Annotated in this window: 21 protein-coding genes; 15 read left to right on the forward strand and 6 right to left on the reverse strand. The window is 74.2% G+C overall.

The features are described 5' to 3' along the window. Positions 1-61: 61 nt before the first annotated feature. Complete coding sequence (locus tag HLV61_RS02625) at positions 62-505, reverse strand: DUF5313 family protein (protein ID WP_369252669.1); 444 nt, start codon at positions 503-505, stop codon at positions 62-64. Positions 506-556: 51 nt separating this feature from the next. Continuing rightward, positions 557-1,051 carry a MarR family winged helix-turn-helix transcriptional regulator gene (locus HLV61_RS02630; RefSeq protein ID WP_369252671.1) on the reverse strand — a complete coding sequence of 165 codons (495 nt, stop codon included), beginning with the start codon at positions 1,049-1,051 and terminating at the stop codon, positions 557-559. Between the two features lie 48 nt (positions 1,052-1,099). Here HLV61_RS02630 and HLV61_RS02635 point away from each other — a divergent pair, with 48 nt between their 5' ends. Further along, on the forward strand, positions 1,100-1,456 hold the full coding sequence (locus tag HLV61_RS02635; protein WP_369252674.1) for a thioredoxin family protein: 357 nt from the start codon (positions 1,100-1,102) through the stop codon (positions 1,454-1,456). 24 nt (positions 1,457-1,480) lie between these two features. Here the strand turns inward: HLV61_RS02635 and HLV61_RS02640 are convergent, their stop codons facing one another. The 4 genes from HLV61_RS02640 to HLV61_RS02655 all read right to left on the reverse strand — a co-directional run bounded on the left by HLV61_RS02640 (position 1,481) and on the right by HLV61_RS02655 (position 5,516). Then, a complete protein-coding gene (locus tag HLV61_RS02640; RefSeq protein WP_369252676.1) occupies positions 1,481-2,101 on the reverse strand; it encodes a LutC/YkgG family protein in 621 nt (206 codons plus the stop codon). A gap of 73 nt (positions 2,102-2,174) precedes the next feature. Then, on the reverse strand, positions 2,175-3,692 hold the full coding sequence (locus tag HLV61_RS02645) for a LutB/LldF family L-lactate oxidation iron-sulfur protein (RefSeq protein ID WP_369252678.1): 1,518 nt from the start codon (positions 3,690-3,692) through the stop codon (positions 2,175-2,177). A 10-nt stretch (positions 3,693-3,702) separates the two neighbouring features. Then, positions 3,703-4,476 carry a (Fe-S)-binding protein gene (locus HLV61_RS02650; protein WP_369252680.1) on the reverse strand — a complete coding sequence of 258 codons (774 nt, stop codon included), beginning with the start codon at positions 4,474-4,476 and terminating at the stop codon, positions 3,703-3,705. Beyond that, positions 4,473-5,516 (reverse strand): LacI family DNA-binding transcriptional regulator, encoded by a 1,044-nt coding sequence (locus HLV61_RS02655; RefSeq protein ID WP_369252682.1) that lies wholly within the window; start codon positions 5,514-5,516, stop codon positions 4,473-4,475. Before HLV61_RS02655 ends, HLV61_RS02650 begins: the two co-directional genes overlap by 4 nt. A gap of 186 nt (positions 5,517-5,702) precedes the next feature. Here HLV61_RS02655 and HLV61_RS02660 point away from each other — a divergent pair, with 186 nt between their 5' ends. The 14 genes from HLV61_RS02660 (at position 5,703) to HLV61_RS02725 (ending at position 23,639) form a co-directional block, all read left to right on the forward strand. Next, positions 5,703-7,253: a sugar ABC transporter ATP-binding protein gene (locus HLV61_RS02660; RefSeq protein ID WP_369252684.1), complete on the forward strand. Its 1,551-nt coding sequence runs from the start codon at positions 5,703-5,705 to the stop codon at positions 7,251-7,253. Further along, positions 7,250-8,320: an ABC transporter permease gene (locus HLV61_RS02665; RefSeq protein ID WP_369252686.1), complete on the forward strand. Its 1,071-nt coding sequence runs from the start codon at positions 7,250-7,252 to the stop codon at positions 8,318-8,320. Before HLV61_RS02660 ends, HLV61_RS02665 begins: the two co-directional genes overlap by 4 nt. Continuing rightward, positions 8,317-9,339: an ABC transporter permease gene (locus HLV61_RS02670; protein ID WP_369252688.1), complete on the forward strand. Its 1,023-nt coding sequence runs from the start codon at positions 8,317-8,319 to the stop codon at positions 9,337-9,339. Before HLV61_RS02665 ends, HLV61_RS02670 begins: the two co-directional genes overlap by 4 nt. A 47-nt stretch (positions 9,340-9,386) precedes the next feature. Then, positions 9,387-10,475, forward strand: a complete 1,089-nt coding sequence (gene rhaS / locus HLV61_RS02675; RefSeq protein WP_369252690.1) for a rhamnose ABC transporter substrate-binding protein — start codon at positions 9,387-9,389, stop codon at positions 10,473-10,475. Positions 10,476-10,545: 70 nt separating this feature from the next. After that, the gene (locus tag HLV61_RS02680) at positions 10,546-10,920 is read left to right on the forward strand and encodes an L-rhamnose mutarotase (protein ID WP_369252692.1); all 375 of its coding nucleotides are present in this window, start codon (positions 10,546-10,548) and stop codon (positions 10,918-10,920) included. Continuing rightward, the gene (gene rhaI / locus HLV61_RS02685) at positions 10,917-12,086 is read left to right on the forward strand and encodes an L-rhamnose isomerase (protein WP_369252694.1); all 1,170 of its coding nucleotides are present in this window, start codon (positions 10,917-10,919) and stop codon (positions 12,084-12,086) included. Before HLV61_RS02680 ends, rhaI begins: the two co-directional genes overlap by 4 nt. Positions 12,087-12,176: 90 nt before the next feature. Next, on the forward strand, positions 12,177-14,213 hold the full coding sequence (locus tag HLV61_RS02690; protein WP_369252696.1) for a bifunctional aldolase/short-chain dehydrogenase: 2,037 nt from the start codon (positions 12,177-12,179) through the stop codon (positions 14,211-14,213). Positions 14,214-14,246: 33 nt separating this feature from the next. After that, complete coding sequence (locus HLV61_RS02695; protein ID WP_369252698.1) at positions 14,247-15,716, forward strand: rhamnulokinase; 1,470 nt, start codon at positions 14,247-14,249, stop codon at positions 15,714-15,716. A gap of 32 nt (positions 15,717-15,748) precedes the next feature. Further along, the gene (locus HLV61_RS02700) at positions 15,749-17,128 is read left to right on the forward strand and encodes a hypothetical protein (protein ID WP_369252700.1); all 1,380 of its coding nucleotides are present in this window, start codon (positions 15,749-15,751) and stop codon (positions 17,126-17,128) included. A 435-nt stretch (positions 17,129-17,563) separates the two neighbouring features. Next, positions 17,564-18,559: an ABC transporter substrate-binding protein gene (locus HLV61_RS02705; protein WP_369252702.1), complete on the forward strand. Its 996-nt coding sequence runs from the start codon at positions 17,564-17,566 to the stop codon at positions 18,557-18,559. Positions 18,560-18,747: 188 nt separating this feature from the next. After that, the gene (locus HLV61_RS02710) at positions 18,748-20,241 is read left to right on the forward strand and encodes a sugar ABC transporter ATP-binding protein (protein WP_369252704.1); all 1,494 of its coding nucleotides are present in this window, start codon (positions 18,748-18,750) and stop codon (positions 20,239-20,241) included. Then, entirely contained in the window at positions 20,234-21,439 is a 1,206-nt protein-coding gene (locus tag HLV61_RS02715) for an ABC transporter permease (RefSeq protein ID WP_369252706.1), read from the forward strand. The genes HLV61_RS02710 and HLV61_RS02715 overlap by 8 nt, the downstream gene beginning before the upstream one ends. After that, on the forward strand, positions 21,436-22,518 hold the full coding sequence (gene yjfF / locus HLV61_RS02720; RefSeq protein WP_369252708.1) for a galactofuranose ABC transporter, permease protein YjfF: 1,083 nt from the start codon (positions 21,436-21,438) through the stop codon (positions 22,516-22,518). The genes HLV61_RS02715 and yjfF overlap by 4 nt, the downstream gene beginning before the upstream one ends. Before the next feature lie 71 nt (positions 22,519-22,589). Further along, complete coding sequence (locus HLV61_RS02725; protein WP_369252710.1) at positions 22,590-23,639, forward strand: LacI family DNA-binding transcriptional regulator; 1,050 nt, start codon at positions 22,590-22,592, stop codon at positions 23,637-23,639. The last annotated feature ends 81 nt before the right edge of the window (positions 23,640-23,720 follow it).

Here is a 23,720-nt window from a genome sequence, read left to right on the forward strand (position 1 = left end):
CGGGTACGGAGCGTACGGCAGCGCTCACCCCCGGATCCGCAGGTCGGTGCGGACGCGGAGGTCAGCGGGCGCGGCGGTCGCGGTACCGGGTCGCCCGCTTCGCGGCCGCGGCCCGCCGCCGCTCGGAGTCGAGGACCTCGCGCTCCCGGGTCGCCTGGTCGCGCACGGCCTGGGCCGAGCCGGGGGCGTACCCGGCCTTCTTCACCCGGTTCTCCGCGACCTCGGTCATGTAGGCGAGGGAGAAGGCCATCCCGAGGATCAGCCCGCCGAGCGCGGCCATCGCGCGGATCCAGAAGGCGCCCGGGACCAGCAGCAGGACCAGGGCGATCGGCACGGTGAGCTGGACCAGCGTGCGGGTCACGTGCCGCCACACCCAGGTGCGCGTCGTCGTGTCGTACAGGACCCAGGTGCGGTGCCGCTCGGGGAGCCCGGTGCCCAGCGCGTAGGCGATCCACCGCAGGGGGCCGGGCCGCACCCGCGGGGGGTCTTCCTGGTCGGGCTGCATGACTCCTGTCTACGCCACTAACGATGTGTGCACCAATGATTGGGGTACCAATCACGGTGTCGCGTCGGTCTCGAGGGCGGACTGCGAGGCGTCGATGACCCGGGTGAGGGCGCCGTGCAGTGCCTGCAGGTCCTCCAGCGGCATCCCGAGGTTCTCCACGATCCCGGCCGGGATGGCCTCGGCCCGAGCGCGCAGCGCACGTCCCCGGTCGGTCAGGGCGATGGCCAGCGCCCGCTCGTCCCGCGGGTCACGGTCGCGACGGACCAGGCCGGCCGACTCCAGCCGCTTGACCAGGGGCGAGAGCGTGCCCGGGTCCAGTTGCAGCAGCCGGGAGAGGTCCTTCACCGACCGCGGTCCGTGCTGCCACAGCGCCAGCATCACGAGGTACTGGGGATGGGTCAGGCCCATCGGCTCGAGGAACCGCCGGTAGACCCCGACGACGTTGCGCGCGGCCACCGACAGCGCGAAGCACACCTGGCGCTCGAGGGCCAGGGGGTCGGGGACGTCCGGATCGGTGCCGGCCGGGACGGCGTCGACGGAGTGCATCCCCCGATGCTAGATGCGTGGTGCCCCAACGATGGGTACACCAACGGGATGAGGACGCTCGGGGCCGCCGACTACGCCGCGACGGTCTCGGGCCCGGGCATCGTGGTGGTCGACTTCCGCTCGGCGCTGTCGGGCTCGAGCGGGGCGTTCAGCGCGGTGCTCGCCGCCGTCGCGGCCCGCCACCCGGACCTGATCTTCGCCGCCGTCGACACCCAGGTGGAGGAGGCGCTGGCCGCGGACCTCGGGGTGCGCTCGGCGCCCACGCTGATGGTCTACCGCGACGGTGTCCTGGTGTTCGCCGAGCCCGGCTGGCTCCCGGAGGACTCCGTCGACCTGCTGCTCGCGACCGTCCGCGCGCTCGACATGGCTGCGGTGGTCGCGCAGTACCCCGAGCCCCTGGACTGACGCTGCAGGTCGACGACGGGCGCCTCAACCGGCCAGGACGACGACCAGCGTCCGGGGGCCGTGCACGCCCTCGACGCGCTGCAGCTCGATGTCCGACGTCGCCGAGGGGCCGCTGACCATCGTGAGCGGGGCGACCGGGTCGAGCCGGGCCAGCGCGTCGGGGAGGTCGGGGACCACCTGGGCGGCCTCCACGACGCACACCAGCACGTCGGGGAGCAGCGACAGGGCCCGCCGTCCCGACAGCGGCGAGCCGTCGAGGACGAGGGTGCCGGTCTCGGCCACCGCCGTCGCCACGCCGGTCAGCGTCGCGGCGAAGGCGGCCAGCTCGACGGCGGGCCGGCCGTCGTCCTCCGGAGCGCCGGCGGGCCGCCAGGCGGCCGGGACCCCCGGGGCGACGACGACGCCGCCGGGCGCCCATCCGGTGCCGAGTGCCGCGTCGAGCCCCCGGACCACGGTGGCGCCGATCTCCTCCGGCGCGCAGCGCAGCACCGTGGCGCGGTAGTCCTCCACCCGCTCGGCGAGCAGGTCGAGCAGCTCGGCCGGGGCCGGCGAGCGTGGCCCCGGGACCGGCGGGACGTCCACGACGGGACGGGTGGTGCCCAGCGCCGTGCGGATCCGGCCGAGCACCTCCTCGCGGGCGCTCACGAGGCCTCCTCGCTGGAGCTCGTCGGCCGCGTCCGCGGCGCTGCTCCGTCCATGGGTGAGCTCGCGAGCCCGCTCACCTCCGGTGCTCCTCCGTCCACTGCTGCACGAACGACCGCCCCGGCGGGGTGGGCAGGTCGCGGGTGCGGGTCCAGGCGCTGGCCGGCGGCGGCAGGACGGCCGGAAGCGCCGGCTTCCCGCGGGCGAGGAACCGGCCCAGCCCGGCGGCGCGCTGGGCGAGGTGCCACAGCCGCGGGTTGCTCATCACCCGGGACAGGCCGCGGAAGGCGACCGCCTCGGCGGTGGGCCGCGGCTGCGCCTCAACGTGCTCGGCGCGCAGGTGCACGAGGATCGAGGGGATGTCGATGGCCACCGGGCAGACGTCGTAGCAGGCGCCGCACAGCGACGACGCGTACGGCAGCGAGGCGTTGTCCTCGACACCGGTGAGCTGCGGGGACAGCACCGCACCGATCGGGCCGGGGTAGACCGAGCCGTAGGCGTGCCCGCCGGCGCGCTCGTACACCGGGCAGACGTTGAGGCAGGCCGAGCACCGGATGCAGTGCAGCGCCTCGCGGCCCACCTCGTCGGCGAGCACCGCCGTCCGGCCGTTGTCGAGCAGCACGAGGTGGAACTCCTGCGGCCCGTCGCCGGGGGTCACGCCGGCCCACGTCGAGGTGTAGGGGTTCATCCGCTCGCCGGTGGAGGAGCGGGGGAGCAGCTGCAGGAAGACCCCGAGGTCCTCCCAGCGCGGCACGACCTTCTCGATGCCCATGACGGTGATGAGCGTCTGCGGCAGGGTCAGGCACATCCGGCCGTTGCCCTCGCTCTCGACGACGGCGAGCGTGCCGGTCTCGGCGACGGCGAAGTTGACCCCGCTGACCGCGACCCGGGCGCGCAGGAACCGCTCGCGCAGGTGCGTCCGGGCGGCCATCGCCAGCTGCCGCGGGTCGTCGGTCAGCCCCGGGTCGACGCCGGGGATGGTGCGGCTGAAGATCTCGCGGATCTCCGAGCGGTTCTTGTGGATGGCCGGCACGAGGATGTGGCTGGGGGAGTCCTCGCCCAGCTGCACGATCAGCTCGGCCAGGTCGGTCTCGATCGCCGCGATGCCGGCGGCCTCGAGCGCCTCGTTGAGACCGATCTCCTGGGTGGCCATCGACTTGACCTTGACCACCTCGTCGCTGCCGGTGGCCCGCACCAGCTCGGTGACGATGCGGTTGGCCTCGGTGGCGTCGCGCGCCCAGTGCACGGTGCCGCCGCGCGCGGTGACCTGCCGCTCGAGCTCCTCGAGGTGCTCGTCGAGGCGGGCCATGGTCGCGGCCTTGAGCGCCTTGCCGGCCTGGCGCAGCTGCTCCCAGTGCGGCACCTCGGCGACGACGGCGGCGCGCTTGCCGCGGATCGTCGTCGTGGCGCGGCCGAGGTTGGCGCGCAGCTGCCCGTCGCGCAGCGCGGTGCGGGCGGCGTCGGGGAAGGACTGCGTGCCACGCAGGTGGCCGACACCCCGGGGGGCGGTCGGCAGGCCGAGGAACGTCGTCCCGGAGCGGGGGGCGCCGGGAGCCAGCGGCGTCGGCCCGGAGGGGGCGGCAGGAATGGCCATCTCTGCCGGCTCAGGCCGGGACCGCGGGGGCGGTGGTCTGGGTGGGGGACACGTTCTCCTCCGTCGAGGCGAGGATCTCGGCCAGGTGCACCGTCCGCGTGCCCGAGCGCAGCCGCGACAGCCCGCCGCCGATGTGCATCAGGCACGAGGAGTCGCCGGCGGTGCAGACCTCGGCGTGCGTGGACAGCACGTCGGCCATCTTGTCCGTCAGCATCGCCGTCGAGGTGTCGGCGTTCTTGACCGCGAAGGTGCCGCCGAAGCCGCAGCAGGACTCCGCGCCGGGCAGCTCCGCCAGGTCCAGGCCGCGGACGGCGCGCAGCAGCTGCAGCGGCCGGTCGCCGACCCGCAGCAGGCGCAGCGAGTGGCAGGTCGGGTGGTAGGTGACCCGGTGCGGGTAGTAGGCACCGACGTCGACCACCCCGAGCACGTCGACGAGGAACTGCGACAGCTCGTACGTGCGCGCGGCCAGCGCCTCGGCCTCGTCGGCCAGCGCGTGCTCCCCGGCGCGGCGGGCGACCATCGCCTGCTGGTGGTGGATCGAGGCCACGCACGACCCCGACGGCGCCACGACCACCTCCGCGCCGGCGAACGCCCGCACGTGGTTGGCGACGATCGGCACCGCCTCGCGCCGGTAGCCGGTGTTGACGTGCATCTGCCCGCAGCAGGCCTGCGTCGGCGGCACGACCACCTCGTGGCCGAGGCGCTCCAGCAGCGTCGCCGTGGCCCGGGCGACCTGCGGCACCATCGTGTCCACCAGGCAGGTGGCGAAGAGCGCGACCCTCACTGGGCTCCCTCCCGGTCGGCCGTCCTGTCGCGGAAGGCCATGCTCGACTCGCGCACCACCAGCGTGGGCTCGAAGACCTCCTGCACGTGCACGTGCCCCTCGCCGCGCGCCTCGTCCAGCAGCAGCTCCGCGGCCCGCGACCCCAGCGCCGCACGCGGCTTGCGCACCGAGGTCAGGGGCACCGCGGCGGCCGCGGCGAAGTCGATGTCGTCGTAGCCCACGATGGCGAAGTCCTCGGGGACGCGCACGCCCTGGCGGACCATCTCCTGCAGCACGCCGAGGGCCAGCAGGTCGTTGGCGCAGACCGCGGCGGTGGGCCGGCGGGCCGCGGGCAGCCCGACGATGCGGGCCGCGGCCTCGCGGCCGCCGGCGACGGTGAGGTGCTCGGGGGAGAGGACCAGCAGCGCGTCGTCGTCCCCGGTGGCCTCCCGGACGGCGGCGGCGACGCCGGCGTGCCGCTCCTGCACCTGGGGCAGGCCCGACGCGCCGCCGATGAAGGCGATCCGCCGGTGCCCGCGCTCGAGCAGGTGCTCGGCGGCCAGTCGGCCCCCGAGGACGTCGTCGACGGCGACGGCGCACTGGTCGGGCGTGGGCGCGCGCCGGTCGACCAGCACCACCGGGATCCCGCGACGGCGCAGCGAGTCCAGGTGCGGGGACAGCTCCGCGGTCGGGGTGATGAGCACGCCCTGCACCCGCTGCTCGGCGAGCACGTCGAGGTGGGCGGACTCCTTCTCCGGGCGGTCGTCGGAGTTGCACAGGATCACCGCGAGGCCGGCCGGGTCGACGACGTCGTCCACGCCGCGGGCGACGTCGGTGAAGAACGGGTTGGCGATGTCGAGGACGACCAGGCCGATGGTGCGGCTGTGCCCGGCGCGCAGGTGGCGGGCCGACTCGTTGCGCACGAAGCCGAGCGCGGCGATGGCGTCGAGGACCCGTTCGCGGGTGTGCTCGCTGACCACCTCGGGGCGGTTGAGGACGTTGCTCACCGTCCCGACCGAGACGCCGGCGCGCTCGGCGACGTCGCGGATGCTCGCGGGCACGGCGTCCTCCTCGCGGCGGGTGGGGTGGTGACGGGGGACACCGTCCGGCTCCGATGGTCGCCGGTGGACTGAAACGTGTCAATGACTGACGACGACGGCGCATCCGGTCATTGACAGGTCTCGGAACGCCATCCTATGGTCTGCGCCACAAGTCGTCTGAATCGTTTCATAACGGAGGTGGTCGTCGTGGACCACGCCCCGGTGCCCTCGGCGCCGCCGGCGGCAGGGCAGGTGGTGCTCGCCCTCGAGGACGTCGGCAAGAGCTTCGGCGCGGTCGCCGCGCTGCGCGGCGCGCGGCTCGAGCTGCGCGCGGGGGAGGCCCACGCGCTGGTCGGCGAGAACGGTGCCGGCAAGTCGACGCTGGTGAAGGTCCTCGCCGGGGTGCACGGCCCCGACACCGGCCGCGTGCTGCTCGACGGGCAACCGGTGACCCTGGCCGACCCGGCCGCGGCGCGGGCCGCCGGCATCGCGGTCATCTACCAGGAGCCCACGCTGTTCCCGGACCTGTCGGTCGCGGAGAACATCTTCATGGGCCGCCAGCCGCTGCTGTCCGGCCGCCGCATCGACCGCCGCGGCCTCGCCGAGCGCTGCCGGGCGCTGTTCGAGCGGCTCGGCGTCGCCCTCGACCCCGACCGCCCCGCGCGCGGCCTGTCGATCGCCGACCAGCAGATGGTCGAGATCGCCAAGGCCCTGTCGTTCGACGCGCGGGTCCTGGTCATGGACGAGCCCACGGCGGCGCTGTCCGGCGTCGAGGTGGAGCGGCTGTTCGCCGTCGCCCGGTCGCTGCGCGCCTCGGGTGCCGCGGTGCTGTTCATCTCCCACCGCTTCGACGAGGTGTTCGACCTCTGCGACCGGATCACCGTCATGCGCGACGGGCAGTGGGTCTCCACCGACCTCGCCCGCGACCTCACCGTCGACCAGGTGGTCCGCCGGATGGTCGGCCGCGAGGTGTCCTCGCTGTTCCCCAAGACCGAGGTCGCGCCCGGCGAGGTCGTGCTCGAGGTGCGCGGGCTGACCCGCCGCGGCGTCTTCTCCGACGTCTCCTTCGACGTGCGGGCCGGGGAGATCGTGGCGCTGGCCGGGCTGGTCGGCGCCGGCCGCAGCGAGATCGTCCGCGCGGTCTTCGGCATCGACCCCTACGACGCCGGCTCGGTCCGGGTGTCCGGCAAGGCGCTGAGGAAGGGCGACCCGGCCGCGGCGATGGCCGCCGGCATCGCGCTGGTCCCCGAGGACCGCCGCCAGCAGGGGCTGGTCATGGAGCTGTCGGTCGAGAGGAACGCCACGCTGACCCGGCGCTGGAAGCTGGCCAGGGGCGGGCTGCTCAGCTCGCGCGCCGAGCGCGCCTCGGCCGCGGAGTGGTCGCAGCGCCTGCAGGTCAAGGCCGGTAAGCTCTCCGACCCGGTGTCCACGCTGTCGGGCGGCAACCAGCAGAAGGTCGTCCTGGCCAAGTGGCTGTCGACCGAGCCCACGGTGCTGGTCGTCGACGAGCCCACCCGCGGCATCGACGTCGGCACCAAGTCCGAGGTGCACCGGCTGCTCTCGCAGCTGGCCGCCGAGGGCCTGGCAGTCGTCATGGTGTCCAGCGAGCTCCCGGAGGTGCTCGGCATGGCCGACCGCGTCCTCGTCGTCTCCGAGGGCCGCCTCGTCGACGACATCCCCCGCGCCCGCGCCGACGAGGACAGCGTGATGCTGGCCGCGACCGGTCAGGGCGCCGTCGCTCCCGGGGGTGTCCGGTGAGCGCGCCCCTCACGAAGCCCGCGCCGCTGCCCGAGGAGCTCGCCGCGCCCGAGCGCAGCGGCCGCCGCGGCGCCGCGCTGGTCCAGCGACTGGTCCTCGCCCGCGAGCTCGGCATCCTCGCCGCGCTGGTCCTGCTGGTCGTCGTCACCGTCATCGCCAACCCGCGGTTCCTGTCCGGGCAGAACGTCCGCGACCTGCTGCTGTCGGCCGCGATCCTCACCGTGCTCGCCGCCGGGCAGACGATGGTGATCATCACCCGCAACGTCGACCTCTCGGTCGGCTCGGTGCTCGGCCTGTCGGCCTACGCCTCGGGCACGCTGATGGTGGTCGCGCCCGGCACCCCGGTGGTCGTCGTGGTGCTGGCCGGCATGGCGGTCGGCGCGGTGTGCGGCCTGCTCAACGGTGCGATCGTCGCCGTCGCCGGGGTGCCCTCCCTGGTGGTCACCCTCGGCACGCTCTACGCCTTCCGCGGGCTGGACTCGCTGTGGGCCTCCAGCTCCGACCGGCTGCAGATCAACGCCGCAGACCTGCCCAGCGGGTTCAAGTCCCTCGGCGGCGCCCGGCTGCTCGGCGTCCCGGTGCTGTTCCTCGTCGCCGTCGTCGTCGTCGTGTTGGTCGGGTACCACCTGCGCACCTTCCGCAGCGGCCGCGAGCTCTACGGCATCGGCTCGGCGCCGGAGGCCGCGCGGCTCTCGGGCATCCCCGTCGGCAAGCGGGTGCTCACCGCCTTCGTCGTCAACGGCGCCCTCGCGGGGCTGGCCGGCGTGCTCTACGCCGCCCGGTTCCAGACGCTGGACACCACGGCCGGCACCGGTCAGGAGCTGTTCGTCGTGGCCGCCGCGGTCGTCGGCGGGGTCGCCATCTTCGGCGGCAGCGGCTCGGTCTACGGCGCCGCGCTCGGCGCGCTGCTGCTCACCACGATCGGCACCGCGCTCCCGCAGCTGGGCCTGGACCCGTTCTGGCGGGACGCCGCCGTCGGCGCGCTGATCCTCGGCGCCATCGCACTGGACCGGGCGCTGCAGCTGCGCCTGGCCGCCCGTCTCCGGGGGAGGAACGCACGCCGATGACCGTCGACACCGCACCCGCACCGGCCGCCCCGGCGGCCGCCGCGCCCGCCCGCCGCGGGCTGGCCCTGCCCTCGGGCAGCGTCATCACCACGTTCCTCGTGCTCTTCCTCGTCGTCGCCGCGTTCTCGGTGGAGGGCTTCGCGTCCACCCGCAACGCCGGCTTCCTGCTGCTCGACGTCGTCGTCATCGCGCTCATCGCCCTGCCGCTGACGCTCGTGGTGGTCACCGGCGAGATCGACCTGTCGGTGGCCAGCACCGTGGGCCTGTCCAGCGCGGTGATGGGCCAGCTGTGGATCGCGGGCCTGCCGCTGGAGGCGATCGTCCCGCTGGTGCTCGTGCTCGGCGCGGTGCTCGGCGCGGTCAACGGGTTCCTGGTGACCCGCCTCGGCCTGCCCTCGCTGGCGGTCACGATCGGCACGCTGGCGCTCTACCGCGGGCTGGCCTTCGTCGTCCTCGGCGACCAGGCGGTGGCCGACTTCCCGCGGGCCTGGACGACGTGGGCGATCAGCTCGATCGGCACGACCGGCATCCCGACGGTCGTGGTCCCGCTGCTCGTGCTCGTCGTCGTCACCGCGGTCGTCCTGCACGCCACCCCGGTGGGGCGGTCGCTGTACGCCATGGGCAACAGCGAGGACGCCGCCCGCTTCAGCGGCATCGACGTCGCCCGCACCAAGCTGTGGCTGTTCGTGGTCACCGGCGTCGTCAGCGCGCTCGGCGGCGTCTACTGGACGCTCCGCTACGGCAGTGCCCGCGCCGACAACGCCACCGGCCTGGAGCTGCAGGTCATCGCGGCCATCCTGCTCGGCGGGGTGTCGATCTTCGGCGGCAGCGGCGGGCTGCTCGGCGTCATCGCCGGCGCGCTGCTGCTCGCCTCGGTGCGCAACGCCCTGCAGCTGGTCAACGTCCCCTCCGACGTCCTCAACATCGTCACCGGCGTCCTGCTGATCACCGCCGTCGTCGCCCCGCAGGTGACCGCGCGGGTCAAGCGCCGCCTGGCCCGTCGCCGACCGGCCTCCTGACCGCACCACCTGCTCCACCACTCCATCCACCCGAAGAGAGGGACCCGATGTCGCTGTTCCTGACCAGCCGCCGCCTGCGCGGTGGCCTGACCGGCGTGGCGGTGGCCGCCGTCGTGCTCACCACCGCCGCCTGCGGTGGCACCACCCGAGGCGAGGACGAGGGCAGCAGCTCCGGCGGCGACGCCGCCGGCGCGTCCGCGGACCCGGACGCCGAGATCCCCGCGGACCTCGCGATCGCCTTCCTGCCCAAGCAGCTCAACAACCCCTACTTCGACGTCGCCGCCACCGGCTCGGAGCGGGCCGTCGGCGAGTTCGAGGGCGAGTTCAGCCAGGTCGGCCCGTCCGAGGCCAGCGCCTCCTCGCAGGTCAGCTACATCAACACGCTGACCCAGCAGGGCGCCGACGTCATCCTCACGTCGGCCAACGACCCCAACGCCATCTGCAGCGCCCTGGACCAGGCCCGCAGCGGCGGTGCCAGCGTCGTCACCTTCGACTCCGACACCAGCCCGGAGTGCCGCGACGTCTTCATCAACCAGGCGACGCCCCAGGGCATCGCGGAGACGCAGATCGACCTCATGGCCGAGCAGATCGGCGGCGCGGGCCAGGTCGCGATCCTGTCGGCGACGGCGAACGCCACGAACCAGAACACCTGGATCGAGCTCATGACCGAGTACGCCGCCTCGGAGTACCCGGACATGGAGATCGTGGCGACGGTCTACGGCGACGACGAGGACGAGAAGTCCTTCCAGGAGACCCAGGGCCTGCTGCAGACCTACCCGGACCTCGCGGGCATCATCTCGCCGACCACCGTGGGCATCTCCGCCGCGGCGCGCTACCTGTCGGGCTCGGAGTACAAGGGCCAGGTCGCGCTGACCGGCCTGGGCACGCCGAACCAGATGCGCGAGTTCGTGCAGGACGGCACCGTCACCGCCTTCGCCCTGTGGAACCCCGAGGACCTGGGCTACCTGGCCGCCTTCGCCGGTGCCGCCCTGGCCGCCGGCCAGATCACCGGTGCCGAGGGCGAGTCCTTCACCGCCGGTGACCTCGGCGAGTACGAGATCGGCGCCGACGGCGAGATCGTGCTGGGCGAGCCGACGGTCTTCAACGCCGACAACATCGACGACTTCGACTTCTGAGCCGTCGCCCGGTCCCGCCGCCTCCTCCCGGCGGCGGCGGGACCGGGGCCCCTCGCAAGGAGACCCCCTCGTGCCCCGCGCCTGCTTCACCCTCCAGGTCCGCCCCGACCGCCTGGCCGAGTACCGCGAGCGGCACGCCGCCGTCTGGCCGGAGATGCTGCGCGCCCTGCGCGACGCCGGCTGGCGGGAGTACCGGCTCTACCTCCGCGACGACGGCCTGCTGGTCGGCGTCGTGGAGACCGACGACGGCGTCGACGACCTGGCCGCCGCCCAGGCCGCCGTGGACGCCACCGAGGTGAGCGCCCGCTGGGAGGCCTCCATGGCGCCCTTCTTCGTCTCCGGCGACGGCTCCGGCAAGGCCGGACTGCCGCTCGTCTTCGACCTCGCCGCCCAGCTCACGGCGCTCGGCGAACCCACCACCGCACCGACTGGAGACCCCTCGTGACCGACCTCCGGGCCGCCGCGCTCGCCGCGCTGGCCGAGCAGACCATCGAGCTGCCCTCCTGGGCGTTCGGCAACTCCGGCACCCGCTTCAAGGTCTTCGGCCAGCCCGGCGTCGCCCGCGACCCGTTCGAGAAGATCGAGGACGCCGCCCAGGTGCACCGCTACACCGGCGCCGCGCCGCGGGTGTCGCTGCACGTCCCCTGGGACCTCGTCGACGACTTCTCCAAGCTGGCCGCGCACGCCGCCGACCTCGGCGTCTCCATCGGCGCGATCAACTCCAACCTGTTCCAGGACGACGACTACCGGCTCGGGTCGCTGACCCACCCGGAGAAGGCCGTCCGCGACAAGGCGATCGCCCACCACACGCAGTGCATCGACGTCATGCGCGCCACCGGCTCCACCGACCTGAAGCTGTGGCTGCCCGACGGCACCAACTACGCCGGCCAGGACGACCTGCGCGGCCGCCAGGACCGGCTCGCCGACTCCCTGCAGCAGGTCTACGCCCAGCTCGACCCCGGCATGCGGCTGCTGCTCGAGTACAAGTTCTACGAGCCCTACTTCTACGCGATGGACATCCCCGACTGGGGCACCTCGCTGCTGCACTGCCTGGCCCTCGGCGACCAGGCGACCGTCGTCCTGGACACCGGCCACCACGCGCCGGGCACCAACATCGAGTTCATCGTCATGCAGCTGCTGCGGGCCGGGCGCCTGGGAGCGTTCGACTTCAACTCGCGCTACTACGGCGACGACGACCTCATCGTCGGCTCGGCCGACCCGTTCCAGCTGTTCCGGATCATGAACGAGATCGTCGCCGCCGACGCGCTCCGGCCGGACTCCGGCGTCAACTTCATGCTCGACCAGTGCCACAACATCGAGCCGAAGATCCCCGGCCAGATCCGCTCGGTGCAGAACGTCCAGGAGGCGACGGCGAAGGCGCTGCTGGTCGACCGCGAGGCGCTGGCCGCCGCGCAGCGCTCCGGTGACGTGCTCGCCGCGCACGGCGCGCTGACCGACGCGTTCTCCACCGACGTCCGCCCCCTGCTCGCCGAGCTGCGCGAGTCGAAGGGCCTGGACGCGGACCCGTACGCCGCCTACGCCCGCTCCGGCCACCAGGAGCGCATCGCCCGCGAGCGCATCGGCGGCACCCAGGCGTCCTGGGGCGCCTGACCCCCTCGGGGCCTTCGTAGCGCTCATGGCCCCCGAGGGCCTCCGTAGCGCCACGGGCTCCCCCTCACCTCCCGGAAGGAACCAACCCCTGTGACGAACCCCGTGGTCAGTGAGCTGCTGGGCCGGAGCAACCGGCTGGGCGCCGACCCGCGCAACACCAACTACGCCGGCGGCAACACCTCCGCCAAGGGCACCGGGACCGACCCGGTCACCGGGACGCCGGTCGAGCTGCTGTGGGTCAAGGGCTCCGGCGGCGACCTCGGCACGCTGGAGGAGGCGGGCCTGGCCGTGCTGCGGCTGGACCGGCTGCGCTCGCTGGTCGACGTCTACCCGGGCGTCGAGCGCGAGGACGAGATGGTCGCCGCGTTCGACTTCTGCCTGCACGGCCGCGGCGGCGCCGCGCCGTCGATCGACACCGCGATGCACGGCCTGGTCGACGCCGCCCACGTCGACCACCTGCACCCCGACTCCGGCATCGCCCTGGCGACGGCGGCCGACGGCGAGGCACTGACCCGCGAGTGCTTCGGCGACCGCGTCGTCTGGGTGCCGTGGCGCCGTCCGGGATTCCAGCTCGGCCTCGACATCGCCGCCGTCAAGGAGAAGAACCCGCAGGCGATCGGCTGCATCCTCGGCGGCCACGGCATCACCGCGTGGGGCGCCACCGGCGAGGAGGCCGAGGCGCACTCGCTGCAGATCATCCGCACCGCCGAGGCGTTCCTCGCCGAGCGCGGGAAGGCCGAGCCGTTCGGCGCCGTCGTCCCCGGCTTCGAGGCGCTGCCGCCGGCCGAGCGCCGGGTCAGGGCCGCCGCCCTCGCGCCGGTCATCCGCGGCCTGGCGTCCACGGACCGGCCGCAGGTCGGGCACTTCACCGACTCCGACGTCGTCCTGGAGTTCCTGTCGCGGGAGGCGCTCGCGCCCCTCGCCGCGCTGGGCACCTCCTGCCCCGACCACTTCCTGCGCACCAAGGTCCGGCCGATGGTCGTCGACCTGCCGTCGAGCGCCCCGGTGGAGGACGTCGTCGCGCGGCTGCGCGAGCTGCACGAGGAGTACCGCGCCGAGTACGCGGCCTACTACCAGCGGCACGCCACGCCGGACTCGCCCGCCATGCGCGGCGCGGACCCGGCGATCGTGCTGGTCCCCGGCGTGGGCATGTTCAGCTTCGGCGCCAACAAGCAGACCGCGCGCGTGGCCGGCGAGTTCTACGTCAACGCCATCAACGTCATGCGCGGCGCCGAGTCGGTCAGCACCTACGCCCCGATCGACGAAGCCGAGAAGTTCCGCATCGAGTACTGGGCACTGGAGGAGGCCAAGCTCCAGCGGATGCCGGCGCCCAAGCCGCTGGCGTCGCGGGTGGCGCTGGTGACCGGCGCGGCGAGCGGCATCGGCAAGGCCATCGCCGAGCGGCTGGCGGGCGAGGGCGCCTGCGTCGTCGTCGCCGACCTCGACCTGGCCAAGGCGGCCGACGCCGCCGCCGGCATCGGCGACAGCGACGTCGCGATCGGCGTGGCCGCCGACGTCTCCGACGCCGAGGCGGTGGCCGAGGCCTTCCGCGCGGCCGTGCTCGCCTTCGGCGGCGTGGACCTGGTGGTCAACAACGCCGGCCTGTCGATCTCCAAGCCGCTGCTGGAGACCACCGAGCAGGACTGGGACCTGCAGCACGACGTCATGGCCAAGGGCAGCTTCCTCGTCTCCCGCGAGGCGGCCCGGATCATGATCGGGCAGGGGATGGGCGGCGACGTCGTCTACATCTCCTCGAAGAACGCCGTCTTCGCCGGCCCGAGCAACATCGCCTACTCCTCGACCAAGGCCGACCAGGCCCACCAGGTCCGGCTGCTGGCCGCCGAGCTCGGCGAGCACCAGATCCGGGTCAACGGCATCAACCCCGACGGCGTCGTCCGCGGCTCGGGCATCTTCGCCGGCGGCTGGGGCGCCAAGCGCGCCGCGGTGTACGGGGTGCCGGAGGAGGAGCTGGGCCAGTTCTACGCGCAGCGCACCCTGCTCAAGCGCGAGGTGCTGCCCGAGCACGTGGCCGACGCCGTCTTCGCCCTCACCGGCGGGGAGCTGTCGCGCACCACCGGCCTGCACGTCCCGGTCGACTCCGGCGTCGCGGCCGCGTTCCTGCGCTGACATGGGAGCCTTTATCGCGATAAAGGCGGAACCGTGAGCCGGGAGCTGGCCCTCGCGGCGGTCGACCTGGGCGCCTCCAGCGGCCGGGTGATGGTCGCGCGGGTGGGCCCCGGGCGGCTGGACCTCACCGAGGTCCACCGCTTCCCCAACCGGCCGGTGCGGACGGCGGGGACGCTGCACTGGGACGTCCTGGGCCTCTACGCCGGGGTGCTCGACGGGCTCCGGGCCGCCGGTCGCGAGGGCGACGTCGGCGGCATCGGCATCGACAGCTGGGCGGTCGACGTCGGCCTGCTCGACGCCGACGGCGCGCTGCTCGGCAACCCGGTGCACTACCGCGACGCCCGGCACGAGACCGCGGTGGCCGGAGTGCACGCGCTCGTGCCGCCCGAGGAGCTGTACCGCGTCAACGGCCTGCAGCACCTGCCGTTCAACACGGTGTTCCAGCTCGCCGCGATGCGGGGGACGGCGCGGTTCGCCGCCGCGCGCCAGGCGCTGCTGGTGCCCGACCTGCTGGCGTACTGGCTGACCGGCGCACGCGGCGCGGAGGTCACCAACGCCTCCACCACCGGGCTGCTCGACGCGACGACGCGGCAGTGGGCGACCGGCCTGCTCGACCGGCTCGGCCTGCCCCCCGACCTGCTCCCGGCCCTCGTGCAGCCCGGCGAGGAGATCGGCCGGCTCACCGCCGACGTCCGTGCCGAGACCGGCCTGGGCGACGTGCCGGTGGTCGCGGTCGGGTCGCACGACACGGCGTCGGCGGTGGTCGGCGTCCCGGCGCGCGGGGACCGGTTCGCCTACGTCTCCTGCGGCACGTGGTCGCTGGTGGGCGTGGAACTGGAGGAGCCGGTGCTGTCCGAGGCCGGGCGGGCCGCGGGGTTCACCAACGAGCTCGGCGTCGACGGCACGGTGCGCTACCTGCACAACGTCATGGGCCTGTGGCTGCTGCAGGAGTCGCTGCGCACCTGGGCCGCGCACGGCCTGCCGGCCGACCTGCCCGACCTGCTCGCCGCCGCCGCCCGGGTGCCGGCCTTCACGGCGGTGGTCGACGTCGACGACGCCCGCTTCCTGCCACCCGGTGACGTGCCTGCCCGCATCGCGCAGGTGTGCGCCGAGACCGGGCAGACGCCGCCGCAGAGTCAGGCCGAGACGGTGCGCTGCATCGTCGACAGCCTCGCGCTGGCCTACCGGCGCACGGTGCGGGCGGCGGAGGAGCTGTCCGGCCGCGAGGTCGACGTCGTCCACCTGGTCGGCGGCGGAGCGCGCAACGCGCTGCTGTGCCAGCTCACCGCCGACGCCTGCGGGCGGCCGGTGCTGGCCGGCCCGGTGGAGGCAGCGGCGCTGGGCAACGCGCTGGTGCAGGCGCGGGCGCTCGGCGCGCTCGGGGGCGGGCTGCCGGAGATGCGCCGGCTGCTACGCACCACCCAGCAGCCGGTCGAGTACCGGCCCTCGGGGTCGGCCGCCGCCTGGGACGCCGCCGAGGAACGGGCGTACCAGCGCGGGTGAGTCGGACGCCGGTGCACGGGTAGGGACCGCCCGTGCGCCTGCCCGGTCCCTCGGACCTCCTCGACCTGCCCTGGACGCTCGCGGAGTCCGTCCGCACCCTGGGTGCGGCGCTGCCCCGCGCCGAGGGCCTCCTGCCACTCGCCGACGACGTGCTCCGCCGGACCCGTGCCCTGCTCGACGGCGCCGGTCCCGCCGTGGCCCGGGCGGTCGCGGTGGGCCCGGAGGCGGTGGAGGTGGCCTCGGACGTCGTGCGGCGCTTCGCCGCCGTCATGACGCCGGAGCGGATCGCGGCCCTGGGCACCCTCGTCGACCGGATCGGCGCCGTGCTGTCGCCGGAGCGGGTCGAGGCGGTCACCCGCACCGTGGACACGCTGCGGTCACGCGCCGACGTCGTGCCGCGGGCCCTCGACGCCGTCGACGGCCTGCTGTCCTCCGGCCTGCTGGCCCCGGGCCGGCTGGACGGGATCGCCGACGGGCTCGACCGGCTGCTGTCGACCGACCTGCTGACCCGGGTCGAGCGGGTGCTCGACCACCTCGCCGACGAGCGCGTGGAGCGCGCCCTCGACCTCGCGGGGGACGACCGGGTCGTGCGGGCCCTCGAGCTCGTCACCGGCGACCGGGTCGACCGCACCCTCGACGTCCTGACCGACGAGCGGGTCGACCGGACCCTGGACCTCCTGGCCGGCGACCGGGTCGACCGCACCCTGGACCTCCTGACCGGCGCCCGGGTGGAGCAGGCCCTCGACCTGGCCGCCGACGAGCGGGTGCGCACGCTGCTGGACCTCGCGGCCGACGAGCGGGTGCAGCGACTGCTCGGCCGGCTCGACGACCTGCTCGCCGACGAGCGCGTCCCGCGGCTGGTGGAGCGCGCCGTCGGGCTGCTCGACGACGAGCGCCTGGCCCGGGTCGGCTCCCGGCTCGACGGGCTGCTGTCCGACGAGCGCCTCGACCGCGTCGAGGAGGCGCTCGGCGAGGAGCAGGTGGACGCCGTCCTCGGCCTGCTCACCCGGCTGGGCCGCGAGCTCGACGACGACGCGACCCGCGCGCTGGGTACGCTGCTCGGCCGCCTGCCCGCGCTGCTCACCGAGCAGCGGGCCGCCGACCTGGCGGCCCTCACCGACCAGGTCCCGCGGCTGCTGCGCGGGCTGGACTCGGGCCACCTGCCGACCACCGCCGACCTGGGGCGGGTGCCGACGGACCTGCACGCGTTGCTCGAGCTGATGGACGACCTGCACCAGGTGGTGTCGGGCCTGCCCGGTGCCGGCCGCGCGCGCGACCGCGGTGACGACCCGCACCCGCAGGTGGAGAACCCCCGCCCGCCCGACGACGGGCCCCGTCCGGAGACGGACGCCCTCCCGTCCGGGGACGGACACCCCCGCGTGCAGACGGACGTCCCCCGGCTCGAGGGCTGAGCACTCGCCCGTCCCGGCTCACCGTGGTGCGTGCTGGCTCGCCGCCGACGGTGAGCCAGGACACCGCACGATCAGGTCACCTGATCGTCCGGGGACCGCTGCACGCCCTCGGCCGGGTGCACGTCCCCGGGTCTCCGCGCGCGCCGAGGACCAGGCCGCCACGCCGCGACGCTGAGAACGTTAACAGGCTGTGACCGGGGCCGCAGTCGGCGGCCTGGTCACGCTCGGGTGACACCTTCGTAGTGCCGCCTCGCACCCTCTTGACGCGGCCACATGTTTGCGTTCACAGTGTCCCGCATCACGCCCAGCAGCGTCGCCGGGCCCGCAGACGAGCCGCCTGAACGCGCGTCCGTGGGGACCAGACAACGGTCGTCGCCCTGGGAGCACCACCACACCGGCCAGGACGGGCCGGCAGGAACTCACAGGAGGCAGACGTTGATCAGGAACAAGCTCCTCGCCGCCGTCACGGCGTCGGTCGCGGCCCTGGGCCTGGCGGCCTGCGGCGGCTCCGGTGACGGCGGCGGCGGCGGTGGCGGCGGCGGCGGCGGGGACGACACGATCACCATGGGCTTCGCCCAGGTCGGCGCCGAGAGCGGCTGGCGCACCGCCAACACCGAGTCCATCCAGAGCGCGGCCGAGGCGGCGGGCATCGAGCTGCAGTTCTCCGACGCCCAGGGCGAGCAGGAGAACCAGATCTCGGCGATCCGCTCCTTCATCCAGCAGCGGGTCGACGTCATCGCCTTCAGCCCCGTCGTCGAGACCGGCTGGGACGCCGTCCTGCTCGAGGCCAAGCGCGCGAACATCCCGGTGATCCTCACCGACCGCTCGGTGGAGACCGAGCAGGAGGACCTCTTCGTCACCTTCCTCGGGTCGGACTTCATCGAGGAGGGCAGGAAGGCCGGCGAGTGGGCCGTGGAGAACTGGGCCTCGACCGGCGCGCAGTGGAACATCGCCGAGCTGCAGGGCACCACCGGCGCCGCGCCGGCCATCGACCGCCAGGAGGGGTTCGCCGAGGCGATCGCCGGCAGCCCCAACCTGACCGTCGTGGCCTCGCAGTCCGGTGACTTCACCCGCACCGGCGGCCGCGAGGTCATGGAGGCGATGCTCAACTCCAACCCGGAGATCAACGCCGTCTACGCGCACAACGACGACATGGGGCTCGGCGCCATCGAGGCCATCGAGGCGGCCGGCAAGGTCCCCGGCCAGGACGTCCAGATCATCACGGTCGACGCCGTCCGCGACGGCATGCAGGCGCTGGCCGACGGGAAGATCAACTTCATCGTCGAGTGCAACCCGCTGCTGGGTGAGCAGCTGATGGAGCTCGCCCAGCAGGTCCTCGACGGCGAGGAGGTCCCCGAGCGGGTGGTCACCGAGGAGACCACCTTCACGCAGGAGCAGGCCGCCGAGGTCCTCCCGGACCGGAAGTACTGATCTCCGCGGGAGCCGGCCGCGGCTCCCGTCCCCACCGCCCGTCCCGGGTGCGCCGTCCCCAGGTGCGCCGTCCCCGGGGCGGGCGGTGGGTCCTCCCTCCCGAGAGGCCTCCCGTGTCCCCAGCTCCCAGCACCGCGGTGCCGGCCGACCCGGCCGCTGTACCGCCCCCGTCGGACCCGGTCGTCGCGATGACCGGCATCACGATCCAGTTCCCGGGGGTCAAGGCCCTCGACGACGTCTCCCTGCGGCTGTTCCCCGGTGAGGTGCACGCCCTCATGGGCGAGAACGGCGCCGGCAAGTCGACGCTGATCAAGGCGCTGACGGGGGTCTACGCCTACGACGCCGGCACCGTGACCGTCGGCGGCGTCGAGCAGCGGTTCACGACCCCCGCCGACGCCCAGGCGGCCGGGATCAGCACCGTGTACCAGGAGGTCAACCTCTGCCCGAACCTCACGGTCACCGAGAACATCGTCCTCGGCCGTGAGCCCCGGCGCGCCGGGCAGATCGACAAGCGCGCCTCGCGGCGGCGGGCCCAGCGGGTCCTGCAGGAGCTGCACCTCGACATCGACCCGCGGTCGGTCCTCGACTCGCACCCGATCGCCGTCCAGCAGCTCGTCGCCATCGCCCGCGCCGTCGACGTCGACGCCCGGGTGCTGGTCCTCGACGAGCCCACCTCGAGCCTCGACGCCGGCGAGGTCGCCGAGTTGTTCCGCGTCGTGCGGTCGCTGCGCGACCGCGGCGTGGCGATCCTCTTCGTCTCGCACTTCCTCGAGCAGGTCTACGAGATCAGCGACCGGATGACCGTGCTGCGCAACGGCCGGCTGGTGGGGGAGTACCGCACCGCGGAGCTCCCGCGCACCCAGCTGGTGCGGGCCATGATCGGCCGCGAGCTGGCGACGCTGGAGGACCTCGAGCGCGCCGGGCCCCGGCCCGTCGAGGCCGGGGCGGTGCCGCGGCTGGCGGCGTCGGGTCTGGGCCGCAAGGGGGCCATCGAGCCCGCCGACGTGGAGGTGCACGCCGGGCGGGTGGTCGGCCTGGCCGGCCTGCTCGGCTCCGGCCGCACCGAGCTCACCCGGCTGCTGTTCGGGGCGGACCGGGCCACCAGCGGGCGGGTGGAGGTGGACGGCAAGCCGGTGCGCCTGCGCACGCCGCGCACCGCCATCGCCCGGGGCATCGCCTTCCTGTCCGAGGACCGCAAGGGCGAGGGCGTGGTCGGCGACCTCACCGTCCGCGACAACGTGCTGCTCGCGCTGCAGGCCCGGCGCGGATGGCTGCGGCCCATCCCGCGCCGCGCCGGTGACGAGATGGTCGCCCGCTACATCAAGGCCCTCGACGTCCGGCCGGCCGACCCCGGCGCGCTGCTGCGCAACCTCTCCGGCGGCAACCAGCAGAAGGTGCTGCTCGCGCGCTGGCTGCTCACCGAGCCGCGGCTGCTGCTGCTCGACGAGCCGACCCGCGGCATCGACATCGGCGCCAAGGCCCAGATCCAGGAGCTCGTCGCCCAGCTCGCGAGCGAGGGCATGTCGGTGCTCTTCGTGTCGGCGGAGCTGGAGGAGGTCCTGCGCATCTGCGACTCCGTCGTGGTGCTGCGCGACCACCACAAGGTGGCCGACCTCGACGCCTCCGACGCCACGCTCGACGGCGTCGTCGACCTCATCGCCCGGGGGAACGCCCGTGACTGACCGACCCGCCTCCGATCCCGCCTCGCGGCGCCCGGCCGACGGACTCCTCGCCCGCGCCCGCCGCTCGCCGGTCCTGTGGGCGGTCGCCGCCCTCGCCGTGCTGCTGCTGTTCAACCTGGTCGCCAACCCCGGCTTCTTCGCCCTGCGCTTCCAGGACGGCCACCTGTTCGGCAACCTGGTGAACGTCGTCAAGAACGTCGCGCCGGTGCTGCTCATCGCGGTCGGCATGACGCTGGTGATCGCCACCCGCGGCATCGACCTCTCGGTCGGCGCGGTCCTCGCCATCTCCGGATCGGTCGCCTTCACGATCGTCGAGGGCGCCGACGACCCGTCCTCGGGCGGCACGGCCGCGCTCGCCATCGGCGTGGCCCTCGCCGCGGGCCTGGTGCTCGGGGCCTGGAACGGCTTCCTCGTCTCGGTGGTCGGGATCCAGCCGATCATCGCGACGCTGGTGCTGATGACCGCCGGCCGCGGCATCGCCATGCTGATCACCGACGGCAACATCGTCACCGCCGAGAACCCGGTGTTCGACTGGCTCGGCGGCGGCTACGTCGCCGGGGTGCCGGTCCAGATCGTGATCACCGGGCTGGTGCTGCTGCTGGTCGCCGTGCTCACCCGGCGCACCGCGCTCGGCGTGCTCATCGAGGCCGTCGGCGTCAACCCGGCCGCGGCGCGGCTGGCCGGCGTCCGGGCGCGCAGCATCACCTTCACCGTCTACGTCTTCATCGCCTTCGTGGCGGCGGTCGCCGGCCTCATGGTCACGGCCAACGTCAGCGCCGCCGACGCGAACCGGGCGGGGCTGTTCATCGAGCTCGACGCGATCCTCGCCGTCGTCATCGGCGGCACCTCGCTGGCCGGTGGGCGCTACTCGCTGACCGGCACGGTCGTCGGCGCGCTGATCCTGCAGACGCTGACGACGACGGTGCTCACCATGGGCCTGCCCGACGAGTACATCCGGCTGTTCAAGGCCGTGGTGATCATCATGGTGTTCCTGCTGCAGGCACCGCGGGTGCGCGCGGCGCTGGGCCGCAGGGGCCGCCGGAGCGCGACCCCGCCCTCCGCCACCCCGGACGGCGGTGCCGGTACGGCCGCCTCCGGGTCCGCCCCGCCGGACGAGGTCCGGCCCGCCTCCCCGGTCCCGGTCCCCGGCACCGGGGACGTCCCCGGCCGGCCGGCCCAGCAGGAGGTCCTCCGATGACCGTCTCCGACACCCGGCCCCCCGAGGAGCAGGTGCCCGCTCCTCCGGGCGGCCCGCCGCGGACCGCGACGTCCCGCACGGGGTGGCAGGGCGCCGTCCGCCGCTGGCTGCGCAGCACCAGCACGGGGTCGAGCACCTTCTCCGTGCTCGTGACCGCCGTCCTGCTGGTGGTCCTCTTCGGCGCCGGCAGCATCCGCTACGAGAACTTCGGCTATCCGCAGGTGGCCCTCAACCTGCTGGTCGACAACGCCTACCTGATCGTGCTGGCGGTCGGGATGACCTTCGTGATCCTCACCGGCGGCATCGACCTGTCCTCCGGCGCGGTCGTCGCCCTGGGCACGGTGATGGCGGCGCGCCTGCTGCAGGCCGGCTGGCCGGCGCCGCTGGTCATCGCCGTCGTGCTGGCGACCGGCGCGCTGCTCGGGTGGCTGATGGGCCTGGCCATCCACGGGCTGCAGCTGCAGCCGTTCATCGTGACCCTCGCCGGCATGTTCCTCGCCCGCGGCATCTGCTTCGCCATCAGCGGGCCGTCGATCCCCATCCAGGACGACTGGTTCACCGCCGTGGCCATCAACGTCGTCGAGCTGCCGGGCGGCACGTTCCTGTCCTACGGCGCGGTGCTCGCCCTCGTCGTCGTCGCCGTCGCCGCCTACGTCCTGCACCGGACCCGGTTCGGGCGCACGGTCTACGCGATCGGGGGCAGCGAGTCCTCCGCCGCGCTCATGGGGCTGGCGGTCGGCCGGACGAAGGTCGGCGTCTACGTGATCAGCGGTTTCTGCTCCGCCCTGGGCGGCCTGCTGTTCAGCGTCTACATCCTCTCCGGCTGGAGCCTGCACGGCATCGGGCTGGAGCTGGACGCGATCGCCGCGGTCGTCATCGGCGGCACCGTGCTGGTCGGGGGGCGCGGCCTGGTCCTCGGCTCGCTGCTGGGGGTGCTGGTCCTCGGCACGATCAAGGCGCTCATCGACTTCGACGGCGGGCTGAACTCCTGGTGGACCAAGATCACGGTGGGTGTCCTGCTGCTGGTCTTCGTCGTCCTGCAGCGGGTCACCGGCCGGCGCAGCGGGACGGCGTCGTGACGGCCGTGGGGGTACCGCCCCTCGACGGCACGGGCCGCGGGACCCACCGCGGCCTGACAGGATCGGCGGTCGTGAGCGGGCGGCCGAGAGGCCAGGCGGGCAGCCGGCCGGCCGTCATGGCCGACGTCGCCCGGCTGGCCGGGGTGTCCGCGCAGACCGTCTCCCGCGTCCTCAACGACCACCCGCACGTGGCCGAGGAGACCCGCACCCGGGTGCACGCGGCGATGGAGAAGCTGGGCTACCGCCGCAACCTCACCGCCCGGGCACTGGTCACCCGCCGCACCGACACGATCGGCGTCGTCGCCTTCGACACCGGCCTCTACGGGCCGGCGAGCACCCTGTTCAGCCTCGAGCAGGCGGCCCGGGAGCGCGGCTACCACGTGCACGTGGCCACCGTCCCCGACCTGTCGGAGCAGGGGTTCACCGACGCCGTCGAGCGGCTCCGGGAGCACTCGGTGTCCGGTGTCGTCGTCCTGGCGCCGCAGCGCTCGGCCGTCCGGGTGATGGCGGGCCTGCCCGCCGACCTGCCCGCCGTGGCCGTCGAGGGCGGCGCCGCGCCGGGCATCACCTCCGTGGTCATCGACCAGGTCGGGGGAGCGGTGCAGGCCACCCGGCACCTCGTCGACCTCGGTCACCGCCGCATCGGCCACGTGTCCGGCCGCGAGGACTGGATCGAGGCCGCCGCCCGGCTGCAGGGCTGGCAGCAGACCCTGGCCGCCGCGGGGCTGCCCGCCGACACCGTCCTGCCCGGCGACTGGAGCGCCCGCTCGGGCTACGAGGCCGGGCTGGCGCTGCTGGCCGCGGGCGTGCCGGTGACCGGCGTCTTCGTCGGCAACGACCACATGGCGCTCGGCATGATCCGCGCGCTGGCCGAGGGCGGGGTCCGGATCCCCGAGGACGTCAGCGTGGTCGGCTTCGACGACATCGCCGAGGCCGAGTACCTGCGCCCGCCGCTCACCACCGTCCGGCAGGACTTCGCCGAGGTGGGACGGCGCTGCGTGGACCTGCTGCTGCGCCGCATCGAGGACCCGGCGGGGACCTCGGGCGACGACGCCGTCGTCGTCCCCGCGGCCCTGGTGGTCCGCGCCTCGACCGCCCCGCCGCCGGGCTCCCGGACCTAGCGCCCTCCGCCGGCGCCCCGCCGGCCGGGTGCCCCTCCCGCCGCGTCCCGTGGCGGCCCCACCCGCATCCCCGAGCACCCA

Origin of the sequence: Geodermatophilus amargosae, assembly GCF_041028265.1 — a bacterium.
Taxonomy (GTDB): domain Bacteria; phylum Actinomycetota; class Actinomycetes; order Mycobacteriales; family Geodermatophilaceae; genus Geodermatophilus; species Geodermatophilus amargosae_A.